Annotated in this window: 11 protein-coding genes and 1 pseudogene; 3 read left to right on the top strand and 9 right to left on the bottom strand. The window is 70.8% G+C overall.

Translation table 11 applies throughout. The features are described from left to right. Positions 1–153 (bottom strand): annotated as a pseudogene (locus tag AB0O21_RS31850) (RNA-guided endonuclease TnpB family protein); the annotation flags it as partial. Between the two features lie 530 nt (positions 154–683). Between AB0O21_RS31850 and AB0O21_RS31845 the strand changes: the two are divergent. After that, entirely contained in the window at positions 684–1,886 is a 1,203-nt protein-coding gene (locus AB0O21_RS31845) for a serine hydrolase domain-containing protein (RefSeq protein ID WP_365176556.1), read from the top strand. Between the two features lie 37 nt (positions 1,887–1,923). Here AB0O21_RS31845 and AB0O21_RS31840 read toward each other — a convergent pair whose 3' ends face one another. From AB0O21_RS31840 to AB0O21_RS31825, 4 genes are all read right to left on the bottom strand, one after another. Beyond that, positions 1,924–2,274 carry a hypothetical protein gene (locus tag AB0O21_RS31840; RefSeq protein WP_365176554.1) on the bottom strand — a complete coding sequence of 117 codons (351 nt, stop codon included), beginning with the start codon at positions 2,272–2,274 and terminating at the stop codon, positions 1,924–1,926. Positions 2,275–2,464: 190 nt separating this feature from the next. Next, on the bottom strand, positions 2,465–3,010 hold the full coding sequence (locus AB0O21_RS31835) for a DUF3291 domain-containing protein (RefSeq protein WP_365176552.1): 546 nt from the start codon (positions 3,008–3,010) through the stop codon (positions 2,465–2,467). Between the two features lie 32 nt (positions 3,011–3,042). Next, entirely contained in the window at positions 3,043–3,741 is a 699-nt protein-coding gene (locus AB0O21_RS31830) for a helix-turn-helix domain-containing protein (protein ID WP_365176550.1), read from the bottom strand. Between the two features lie 92 nt (positions 3,742–3,833). Then, on the bottom strand, positions 3,834–4,256 hold the full coding sequence (locus AB0O21_RS31825; RefSeq protein WP_365176562.1) for a cupin domain-containing protein: 423 nt from the start codon (positions 4,254–4,256) through the stop codon (positions 3,834–3,836). Between the two features lie 59 nt (positions 4,257–4,315). Between AB0O21_RS31825 and AB0O21_RS31820 the strand changes: the two genes are divergently transcribed. Then, entirely contained in the window at positions 4,316–6,193 is a 1,878-nt protein-coding gene (locus tag AB0O21_RS31820) for a GNAT family N-acetyltransferase (RefSeq protein WP_365176548.1), read from the top strand. Positions 6,194–6,223: 30 nt separating this feature from the next. Here AB0O21_RS31820 and AB0O21_RS31815 read toward each other — a convergent pair whose 3' ends face one another. The 3 genes from AB0O21_RS31815 to AB0O21_RS31805 form a co-directional block, all read right to left on the bottom strand. Next, positions 6,224–6,790 (bottom strand): hypothetical protein, encoded by a 567-nt coding sequence (locus AB0O21_RS31815; protein ID WP_365176546.1) that lies wholly within the window; start codon positions 6,788–6,790, stop codon positions 6,224–6,226. A 169-nt stretch (positions 6,791–6,959) separates the two neighbouring features. Further along, the gene (locus tag AB0O21_RS31810; RefSeq protein WP_365176544.1) at positions 6,960–7,646 is read right to left on the bottom strand and encodes a hypothetical protein; all 687 of its coding nucleotides are present in this window, start codon (positions 7,644–7,646) and stop codon (positions 6,960–6,962) included. 140 nt (positions 7,647–7,786) lie between these two features. Further along, a complete protein-coding gene (locus tag AB0O21_RS31805; protein WP_365176542.1) occupies positions 7,787–8,476 on the bottom strand; it encodes an ATP-binding cassette domain-containing protein in 690 nt (229 codons plus the stop codon). Positions 8,477–8,889: 413 nt separating this feature from the next. Here AB0O21_RS31805 and AB0O21_RS31800 point away from each other — a divergent pair, with 413 nt between their 5' ends. Continuing rightward, complete coding sequence (locus AB0O21_RS31800; protein ID WP_365176540.1) at positions 8,890–10,086, top strand: tryptophan 2,3-dioxygenase family protein; 1,197 nt, start codon at positions 8,890–8,892, stop codon at positions 10,084–10,086. Positions 10,087–10,100: 14 nt separating this feature from the next. Here the strand turns inward: AB0O21_RS31800 and AB0O21_RS31795 are convergent, their stop codons facing one another. Next, positions 10,101–10,886: a hypothetical protein gene (locus tag AB0O21_RS31795; RefSeq protein ID WP_365176538.1), complete on the bottom strand. Its 786-nt coding sequence runs from the start codon at positions 10,884–10,886 to the stop codon at positions 10,101–10,103. Between the last annotated feature and the right edge of the window lie 83 nt (positions 10,887–10,969).

Raw genomic sequence — 10,969 nt, 5'->3', positions numbered from 1 at the left:
GACCTTGCGGGACATCGCCACGCACTCGTTCCACACCCAACGACACCGCCCCCACTCCGCCTCCAACGCGCCACGGGCAGTCGACGACAGCCGAACCCGAAAGGTGTACCGGACGTGCCCGGAACCCTCATCGGCCATCGCTGCGGTTGTCATGATCAGCAACCTAACAGCACCCACTGACAACGCAGGAAAGTCCAGGTCAGAACAGACGCGAAGAGAACTCCGCCGCTCCGCGGCTCCGCGCCGAGGACCCATTCCTCCCCGCCCTAAAGGACGGGGCCTCCTGGGAGAAACCAGGTGAACAGGATCGGCTGGAACGAGCGACCTCCGCAACCGAAATGATCGCCGGGCGGCTGGTGTGATCGCGGCGTCCAACGCGTCTCCAGGGCTTCCTTCTGGGGCTCCGGATCGATGCCAAAGGCCTCATCGACCGCGGGCGGGCCGCTCGCGGACCGTGCCGTGGTGCGCGGTCCGCGAGGTCGGCAGCGATACCCAGGGCCTGGGCGCGGTCCGGACCGGCACCGCCCCCACTGAAGGTGCGCCGCGGACCGGTCGTGACTTGCGCGGCCAACCGGGGGTGCCCGTGCGCGCCGTCGGCCCGGTGCGCGGCCCGGGGGTGCTAGGCAGGCGGGTGTACCGCTCGGGCCTCGCCCCGCCCCGGCGTCCCACCGCACACAGGAGACATGCTCGTGCCGACCCCCGCCCGCAGGCGCCGCCTCCGCATCGGACTGTCCGCCACCGCCCTCGCCGCCGCCGCGCTCGGAGGGCTGCTGCAGCCAGCGCAGGCAGCCGGCGAGCCCGGTCCGGGCGAGGGCGGCCTGCACCACGACAAGAGCCTCCAGCGGCAGCTCGACCGGCTCGTCGCCCAGGACGACGGCCCGCCCGGGGTGATCGCGCTCCTCACCCGGGGGGAACGTACGCAGGTGTACACCGCCGGTGTCGGCGACATCGCGACCGGCCGCCCGCCTCGGCCCGACGACCACATGCGCATCGCCAGCATCGCCAAGGCGTTCAGCGGGGCCGTCGCCCTCCGACTCGTCGACCAGGGCCGGCTTTCCCTCGACGACACCATCGGCGAGGTCCTGCCCGACCAGCCCTCGGCCTGGCACGCGGTGACTCTGCGCCAGCTCCTGCAGCACACGAGCGGCCTGCCCGACTTCTCGACCGCCCCCGAGTTCGTCGCGATCATCAGCGCCGACCCGCGCCACGTCTTCGACTCGCGCCGGCTCCTCGACTTCGTGGCCGGCGAGCCGCTGCTGTTCCGGCCCGGCTCCCTGTACGAGTACTCCAACTCGGACAACATCGCCGTAGCGCTCATGGCCGAGGCCGTCACCGGCCGCCGCTACGAGGACCTCCTGCGGGAGTTCGTCTACGAGCCGCTGGGGCTGCGCCGCACCAGCCTGCCCTCGGGCTACCTGATCCCCAGTCCGTACCTGCACGGCTACGACGTCCGCCCGCCCGCCGAGCCGGAGGACGTCAGTGAGGCCGTCGGAGTATCCGGCGTCTGGGCATCCGGCGGCATCATCTCCACCCCGACGGAGCTGGGCGCGTTCATCCGCGCCTACGGCGGCCCCGCCCTGCTCTCGGAGGAGACCCGCGAGGAGCAGCTCACCTTCCGCCCCGGCGACTCATCGGAGCCGGCCGGCCCCGGCACCAACGCCGCCGGGCTGGCGGTCTTCCAGTACACCACGCGCTGCGGTGTGCTCTACGGCCACACTGGCAACTTCCCCGGCTACACCCAGCTCGCCGCCACCACCCCCGACGGCGCGCGCTCGCTGACCTTCTCCATCAACACCCAGACCAGCAAGGGCAACAAGCCCGCGCTGCTGGCCCGGCTGCGCACCGTGCAGGAGGACTTCGCCTGCGCGCTGCTCAAGGGGCGCTGACACGCGGACCCCACCGGGCGCTGGCGGCCCGGCCCACCTAGACCATGGTCAGGAGGTGATCCGTCGGGCCGTAGTCGATCTTCCAGTCGGTATAGACCCCGCAGAACCCGTCCTCGATGCACCGCAGGCCCACACTCACCCAGCGGACCGCTCCGCCGTTGCCGAACGAGAACGCAACCGCAGCCTCGAACTCCTCGCTCCCGCACGGACATTCGGCCGCACCGGGCTCGTCGTCCTCCCAGGAGTCCTCGTTCCAGTACTCCTCGCTGTCCGCGATGAACGCACGGCTGCCGCAGCCAGAACAGTCCCGTTCCGCTCCGGACGCGTTGACCAGCACGAAGAACACGCGGCCGCCGCACCCCGCACACACGCAAGGTGCGATCTTCACCGGGCGGTCGTCGACCGCACTCCGCACGAATGCCGCGAGCTCTGCGGGGACACCCTCACCAACCTGATCATCAGCATGCACGGACACATCGTTCCAGACGCGCCGACCTCGCACCCGAGCAGGCGGACCGCCGGCAGACAGGGGGCCCCACCGGCAGGCCGGTGGATGCGGCGGCGAGCGTGCGACGTGGTCAGAGCGTCGGCGAGCCCTCGAGCTGTGCCTGCGGAAGGGCCTGAGCGTGCTGGTCGGCCTCGGCCGCGGTGAACGAGGAGACGAAGGTGAAGGCGCGCGGCGACGGGCCGTTCGCCTGCAGGTCCGCCAGCCGCTCCAGCGCTTCGCCGACGTTCGGGCGGTGGCCGGCGGGGACCCACCAGAGGACCAGGTGTGCCTCCACGTGGCGTTCGAACCAGTCGCGGCGGCTGCGCATGACCTCCAAGTGCCCGCTGCGGTAGGTGAATTCCCACAGCGCCTCCCGGCTCTCCCACACCGACATGGTGACGATGACGTCCTCGCCCAGCGGCCGCAGGGCGGTGGCGTCGGCCTCCCCCTCCTCCACGAGCCGCCACACGAAGCCGGGCGCGCCGTCGGCGGAGCCGTTGACCGGATCGAGCAGTTCGACGAACTGCGCCATGCGCGGGTCGTCGAGCGGGTAGCGGAGCGTGGCGACGTTGATCTGGGCGAGGTGGGCGGTCGGAGCCGGGTGGGCCGGGCGCGCGGCATGCGTGGATGCGGTCATGCCCTCATCCCAGCATGGCCCCACTTTCTATGTCAATGATTATTGTTTTTAGAGACTTCGACGACCACGCAGCACTGTCCCGGCCGGGCGTCCATCCGGGCACGGACCGGTCCGCTCTCACCCAACAGCCCTTCCAGCAGTGCGAGGTTCATGCCGCACACGAGCGGCGGGAAGCGCTCGGCGACGGCATGGAAGGGGCAGTTGCGCATGCGGACCACGCGTTCGGCCGCGCCGGCCGTACCGTCGGCCCCCTCGACACCCCCTACGGCTTCGAGGTGCGGCTCGTAGCCCCGGGCGGCCAGCACCTCCATGGCCTCCTCGATGCCGCCGCAGGGCGCCGCCGAGCCCCTCAGGGCCTCACCCCGGCGGCGCGCGGCCGCGCAGAGCCCGGCATCCAAACCGGCCTGCTCGGCGGCCTCGGCAAGCAGCTCGGCGGCGGTTCGGTAGTCGCGGGCGGGCAGCGACACGGCCCACTCGCCCCGCGCCCGGGTGTACACCTTGGCGGGTCGGCCCGCCCCTGGTCCCGAGCGGCCCGTAAGGCGGCGGCTGCCGCTCTCCAGCAGGCCCGCCTCGGTCAGCCGGTCCAGATGGTGCGCGGCGAGCGTGCGCGCCACCCCGTTCGCCTCGGCGGCCTCGTTGCGGCCGACCTCGCGCCCCTGGGCCGTCACGTACTCGTACAGGCGGCGCCGCACCGGATCCTGCAACACCGCAATCGCGTCGATGTCCTCCATCCCGCCATTCTAGGAACAACACGGGTTGGAGATAGAAGGCCGGGATCCCCCGTGCGACCGCACGTGCGGGGCCCGCCGGCAGGCCTGAACGGTCAAGAAGACGCCACCCCGCCAGAAGCCCACGGCGCGGTGAGGCCGTAGCGTCGGACCACATCGTCCAGCCAGGCGGGGCGGCCGAAGGTGAGCCCGTACGCGGCGGCCAGCTCGGCGAAGGCCTCGGGATCCGGCCGGCCCTCCGCCAGGAGTCCGGCGAGATCGTGGAAGTACCGCTCGAAGCCGCCGGGCGTGATGGCCTCGATGCTCCTGGCCGGCGCGGTGCCGGCGTTCCACATCGTGTGCATCTCCCCACGGGGCTTGGTGATGTATCCGCCGGGCCCGAGGACGACCTCGCGGTCACCGGAACGGAAGCCCATCTCGCCTTCGAGCACGATCGAGTACTCGTCCTCCCGGCTGTGCTGGTGCACCGGAGCGATCGCGCCGACGGCGAACGGATGCTCGACGACGTACGCCGAAATCTCGGGGCTATCAGATGCGGGAGCGAGCGGAACAGGTCGCGCACACCCGGGAGCGCATCGTGCGGGCCACAGTCCGACTCCACGGCAGCATCGGGCCGGCCGCCACCACCATCGCGGCGATCGCCCAGGAGGCCGGCGTGACCCGGCTGACCGTGTACCGCCACTTCCCGGAGGAGGAGGCGCTCTTCGCCGCCTGCTCCGCCCACTGGCTCTCGGGCATGCGTCTACCCGATCCCGACGCATGGGCCGCCATCCCCGGCGCGCGGCCGCGCCTGCGCGCCGGCCTGACCGACCTGTACCGCTTCTACCGTGAGGGCGAGCCCATGCTCACCCTGGTCCGCCGCGACTCGCACGCCCTCCCGCCCGCTCAACGCGAGTCCCTGGCCGCCCGCGATGCCCGCTACCGCACGGTCCTGCTGGCCCCGTTCGCCGACCGCGGCACCTCGGCTCACCACCGGTCGGCGCTGATCGCGCACGCCGCCGAGTTCGGCACCTGGCGCTCGCTGTGCCATGACCACGGGCTGAGCGAGGCCGACGCGGTCGAGGCGATGGTCAGCCTGGTGTCGCGGGCCGCCGGGCCCCGCTGTCGGGAACTGCCCGGTGCGCCCCGCGCCCCTCGCCCGGACCGGGCCACGCTCGAAGGCGGTAGAAGTGCCAGATACGGCGAGCTGGTGGGGGCGGATCGGCAGGCAGCTCGCCGCCGCGTTCACCGAGGCGTTCGGACCGGGCACTTCGTACTGTCGGTCCCCGACACCGACTCCTACGCCGACTCGAAGGTCGTGCAGGTCATCGGGCGCCGGTGGGACGAGCCCCGCGTGGTGAAGGCCGCCCGCGGCAACCGGGGAAGCCGCGTCTTCCTCGTCGACGACATGGCGATGCAGGCCAACATCGAAGGCAGTCTGAAACAGAACGTCCCCTGCCTCTTCCAGGAATACCTTCCCAGCTCCAGGGGACGGGACCCGCGCGTCGTGGTCGTCGACGGCAAGGCGGTCGCGGCGGAACGGCCGAGGCGTGCCTGGGCCGCTACCCCGAAGGGGAGGAACTCGCCTGCCGTGCCGCCGACGCCATGGGCGGCGGCCTGGCCGGGGTCGACCTGCCCTTCGCCCCGGACGGGCATTTCGTGGTCTGTGAGGTCAACCCGTGCCCCGTCTGGACCGACATCCTGCCGCACGTCACGCCGGCCGTCGTCGACGCCTGCCGCGCCCGGCTGCGGGACTGACCCGCCGTGGGCCGGCGCCCCTGCTCCCCGCCCACAGGACGAACAACCACGACAGGATTCCCACCCCATGCCCAAAGCCCTGCCCCTGCACGGACACCTCGTACGCCTGGAGCCCATGACCCACGCCCACGCACCCGGCCTGCTCCGCGCCTCGACGGAAGACCGCAGCACCTACGACCACACCTACGTACCCGCGGACGCCGACGCCGTGGACCGGTACGTCGAGCGTGCCCGCCTCGACGCCGAAGCCCACCTCGCCGTCACCTACACCATCATCCGCGACCACGACGGAAGCGTCGCGGGCACGAGCCGCCTGCGGGACCTCGAGTACTGGCACGCCGGCGTATGGCCACCGCGCCCCGGCCACGTCAACCCCGACGCCATACCCAACGCCGGCCAGATCGGCTCCACCTGGCTCGCCCCCTGGGCCCAGCGCACCGGCATCAACACCGAAACCAAATACCTGCTGCTGTCCCTCGCCTTCGACCAGTGGGACGTCCACCGGATCTCGCTCCACACCGGCGTGCGCAACACCCGCTCCCGCACCGCCATCGAACGCCTCGGAGCCGTCCACGAAGGCACGCGCCGCGCCCACTTCCTCGCCGCCGACGGCGGCGTACGCGACTCCGCCCTCTACTCCATCACCCGGCACGACTGGCCCCGCGTACGCGAACAGCTCACGCGACGCCTGACCACCGCCCACTCCCCCACCAGCTGAACCCGGACCGGGCCCGCCCGCCCGCCCCCCTCAGAGCATCCGCTTGGCCGTCGCAGCGCGTGCTCGCAGCGCTTCGGCCACCTCGTGCTGCCCCCGGGCAGCCAGGATCCGCGCCCGGTACTCCATGGCGTACCCGTCGCCCAGCTCCTCGGCGCGCAGGAAGGTCCGTATGGCCCGGTCCGCGTCGCCGTGGTCCCGGAACGCCACACCCAGCGCGGTGATCGGGAACGCCTCGTCCTGCGCGAGGATGAGCGGAGCCCAGCGCTCGACACCAGCCGCATCGCCACGTTCGAGCGCCTGCTTGGCAAGGCCCAGCATGGCGTCCGGATCGCCGAGCGCCGCGGCCTGCTCCCAGACCACCTGCGCGCGGTTCGCGTCACCGGCCACCGAGTGCACCATGCCCAGGTTGAAGCCGGCCACCACGTTCCCGGCTGCCCACGCCCGTTCCCCCCAGCGCAGCGCACCGGCCGTATCGCCCTTCCGGTACAGGGCCGCCGCCAGGTTCGCCATCGCCACGTCGTCACCCAGCTCCGCGGCAGCCGTCAGCTCGGCCAGCTCCTTGTCCAGCTCCGATCGCCGACGGAACCACCTCGCCATCAGCAACTACCCCGGCAGCACAGCCGCACCGATCCAGCGTGCGGCGAACGAACACCTGTCAACGGACTCAACAGACTCAACAGACTCAACGGCGATCATGCCAGGCCCACACCGAGAAGCCATCAGCAGCCCGCAGCCCCGCACCCCTGACCCCGGGGGACCGCGGAGGTCAGCCGTAGAGTTCCGCCGCCGACGGCGTGGAAAGCGGGTGGGCGGCGGGTGTGGTGTAGGCGAAGTTCAGCACGGTGCGGCGCAGCCCCGGGCGGGCATGCGGGGTGACTCGGTGGGCTGTGGTGTCGCTGCGCAGGAGGTAGGCGTCCCCGGCCCGGTGGTGGGCCGTGCGGGCCTGCCCGGTGTCGAGGTCGTGGAGGGAATCGGCGCCGGGGGCGAAGTGCGCGAGGCCGCCGTCGGCGGGGTCTTCGGGTGCTTCGAGGAAGATGACCAGGGCGTAGGGGTGGTCGTCGGTGTGTGCGCCGTGGGTGTCGCCGACGCGGTGCAGGATGTTCAGCACGTGGCGCTCCAGCAGGTCGGGCACGGTCGTGATGTCCTGTCCGCTGATGCGGCGCAGCAGCTGCCTCAGGCGCGGGTCCTGGTACAGGCCCGGGATCAGGTCCGATTTCTCGGCGATGACGTGACCGCCGAGAGTCGTCATGTGGCGTGGCGAGTCGTCCATGCACCCCATCTCGAAGTCGCGGCGCTGCGCGGCCGCCTCCAGGGCCCGCGCCTCTCCCCGGAGCACGTCAAGGCCGTCGGGGGTGAGCAGATCGGGCAGGGGCAGATATCCCTCGGCCAGGAACCGGCACCCGGGCTCGGTCCCGGCGGTGGAGAGGAGGTCGGTGTTCAGCAACGCGGGCACGGGCTGTCCCTTCTCGTTCCGTCGGCGGGTCCGACATGCATCCCCCACCGGGCCCTGCCCCACCCCCACCGCGCATCCGATCAGCCCATCCCCCCTCCGGGCCGACCGGGAGCAGGCCTGTCAGCAGCGGTTGCGGCGGGTCAGATCAGGCTGGGCTGTTCTCCGGGCGGCTGCGGCTGGAGCACGTTCTGCAGCCCGCGGATGTTCGCGCGCCAGGGTGCTCCATCCGCTTCCGCCCATAGGTCCATCAGCTCGGACGGCTCGGTCATGATGCGGTCTAGGGCTTGGAGGGCGAGATCGCGCAGGCCGGTGAGATCAGGAAGGGGCTCGTCCGGCCCGTAGACGGGATGGGCAGGTTCACCACCGGGGCATTGCGCGGCAACGAGGGCGGCCGCGGCTACGGCCTCATCGGATTCGGGTGCGAGCCGCTGGCCCATGCCGAGCGAGAAGGCGCCGGCGCGCTGGTGGGCGACGTCGGAGAGTCCGACGGTCTCCAGGATCTGGCCGACCCGGCGGCCCGGGATCCTGTTGGACCGGGCGAGCCAGAGGAGGTGGTGGTAGGCGGTGCGGGCGGGGTGCAGGGCCTTCGCGTCCAGCAGGGCGCCGATCTGCTTCATCGGCTCGCGCAGCCCGCTGTAGCGCTTCCCGCCGATGCTGACGCTGCCGCTGGTCGGCCGGTCCAGGTCCAGCATCATGCGCATGGTCGTCGTCTTGCCCGCACCGTTCGGGCCGAGGAAGCCGGTCACCGCGCCTGGGCGCACGGTGAACGTCAGGTGGTCGACTGCGGTTTTGTCCCCGTACCGCTTGGTAAGCCCACTTAACTCGATCACACGACGCAATATAGGCCGCACACATGCCGCGAATGAGATGGATATGTGCGTTTCTCCAGCACTGCTTCCGGATGACAGGAGGCAAGCTGAGGGGGGTTCCTCACCGGCGTTCTCTTTCATAGGGGACGCACAAGGGTCACGGAGGGGGATGGGAGCCGACCGATCGCGTCATGTCAAGACACGAATGTACGAGACATGACCCGTGCCCTTCCGATCATGCCTACTGAAGGCCCTGCCTCACTTGACAAGGTGAGGCCTCCGGATCGAGGAGACGGATTGCGATGGCTTCTGAATGCCGCGCCCGGTGCATCGGAAATATGGCCGCAGGAGATCGACCCTGCAGCCGGCAGAAAACAGAAGTCGACTCACCCCATGGCGGCGCGTGCGGCCTGCGCACATCGCCACTCGGAGAAGTGGAGCACTGGGCGACCACCGGGCATGTGAACGGAAGGCTGGATGGGATTCGTCTGGCGCGTATCGTCACGGAAGAGGTACGACGTACCGGAAAGCATTTCCTGCCACCGTCCCTCTTGATTCAACTCGACGCGATTCGGTCCCGCCATGCCACGGACCGCCGCCCCTTGCTTCGGGCATTTCTCGACTGCCTGCTCGACAAACACGAGGAGCGTTTCTGGAACCGAACCTACCTCGGCCTGCCGCTGCTGGAACGACTCTCGGCAGGACCGGACCACCTGATCCATCCGAACCGGTTGGCCACGCTGCTCATATCCGACGTCGTACGCTACGAGATCCAGGCGGCGGCCTCGCCGGCGGAATCCGTGGACCGGGATCGGCCCGATCCCGCGACCTTGCACAAGCGCCTGCGCCACGCCGTGCGATTCGTGGCGCAGGACGGCGACGAGCCGGATGTCCATGAACTGACGTCCCGAGTGGCCCGCATGCCCCAGGCCCGCTGGGCAGAGATCGTCGATCTTCTTCCGCGCCCCACGGCGACGGTCGGCCCCTGGTTCGACGTGACGGTCCAGCCCGTGTACGTACTCCATGACGAGTACTTCTTCATCCGGGCCCTTCAGGCGCACGAAATGCTGTTCACGGCAATCGTGACGGACATCCGGGCAGCGATCTCGGCGCTGCGCGATGGCCGCCTCCAGGAAGGGGCGGAACACATCGATCTCGCGGCCGGCCGCTTCGACCGGGCCTCAGCGCTCTTCCGAATAGTCGCCACCATGCGGCCCGGACATTTTTCGACGTTCCGGAAGTTCACTCAGGGGGCCAGCGCGATTCAGTCCGAACAGTACAAGCGGTTCGAGATCCTGTGCGGAGTCCCACCGGTGGCGAGGCTGCGGTCGACTGCTTTCACAAGTGTCCCGGCCGTCCGCGCCGAGGCCGAGGAATGCGGCCACGACACGGTGGCGCACGCATGCCTCGACCTTCGCCGCAGGAACGACTTCAGCCCGTCGCAGTGGCATCTCCTCGACGCCTCGCTCGGCCGGCTGGAAGCCCGGCACCAGCGCTGGAAGGCCACCCATCGAAGCCTCGCCGCGCGCATGCTGGGCAGCGCGCACGGATCGGGTTACACCGACGGCGTGCCCTACTTGACCCAATGCCTGGACAACCGGCTTTTCGGGCAGCTCCGCGCAACACGGTGACCTGGCCTTGTGCGTCAGCGGGAGCAGCTGATGATCAGGCCGGTGATGACGAGGCAGTTGGCGGCGGCCGTGTCGTCGGCGGGGTTGGGGTTGTTGGGGCAGCCGGCGGTGCGGTGGGCGGTGGCCGGCAGGGGCAGTCCCAGGGTGAGTACGCCGATGCGGGCGGTGAAGGCGCGCTCCCGGGAGGCGCCGTTGGTCAGGGTGCCCGTGGGGCAGGTGACCTTCCGGGTGGCCTTGTCGAAGGTGCACCCGTCGGTCAGTCCGCTGACCGAGGTGACGGCGGCGGGCAGTTGGGCGGTGACCGTGCCGGACTGGGCGGTGCCAGGGCCGTGGTTGGTGAAGGCCAGCTCGTAGTCGACGGCGGGGGAAAGGAGCCGCAGCGCGGGCGCGGCGCTCAGGCCTACCGCGACGTCCGCGCCGGGGGCGGTCACGGTGATCGGGGTCGGGGCGGCTTGGGTTCCGAACGCGTCGGACAGTGCCGTCAGGCGGAAGCCCTGCCCTGCACCGGCGGCCTGCACGGGCAGGGCGATCTTGAAGTGGGCGGTGACGCCCTGCTGGATGCTCGGAGTGAAGTTGATCAGGAAGTGGCGGTCCGTGGGCGTGGGCGGGAAGCGGTCGTCGTCCGTGATGGGGCGGGCGAGGATGCGGGACTCGTTCGCCGTGGGGGTGCAGGTCGGTGTGCCGAGCACGGTGCCGAAGACGCTGACCGCAGCCACCTTGCTCACCACGGCAGGCCCGGTCCTGGCCGACCCGGTCAGCGTCACCGGCCACAGCGACACCGCCGACACCACGGTGACCATCAGCAACGACACCCCGGCCGTCGGCGAGATGGTGGTCCTCGACTACACGGTCACGGGCAACAGCGCGAACAGCGGCCTGATCA

It is taken from the genome of Streptomyces sp. NPDC091371 (assembly GCF_040684275.1).
GTDB lineage: Bacteria > Actinomycetota > Actinomycetes > Streptomycetales > Streptomycetaceae > Streptomyces.
The sequence above is the reverse complement of the archived record's forward strand: the minus strand, read 5'-3'. Positions and strand labels throughout refer to the sequence as shown.

Bases quoted from the DNA above. Each gene is read 5' to 3' on its own strand.
- AB0O21_RS31845 (WP_365176556.1), top strand. From the start codon at position 684: ATGCTCGTGCCGACCCCCGCCCGCAGGCGCCGCCTCCGCATCGGACTG.
- AB0O21_RS31835 (WP_365176552.1), bottom strand. From the start codon at position 3,010: ATGACCGCATCCACGCATGCCGCGCGCCCGGCCCACCCGGCTCCGACC.
- AB0O21_RS31830 (WP_365176550.1), bottom strand. From the start codon at position 3,741: ATGGAGGACATCGACGCGATTGCGGTGTTGCAGGATCCGGTGCGGCGC.
- AB0O21_RS31815 (WP_365176546.1), bottom strand. From the start codon at position 6,790: ATGGCGAGGTGGTTCCGTCGGCGATCGGAGCTGGACAAGGAGCTGGCC.
- AB0O21_RS31795 (WP_365176538.1), bottom strand. From the start codon at position 10,886: ATGGTCACCGTGGTGTCGGCGGTGTCGCTGTGGCCGGTGACGCTGACC.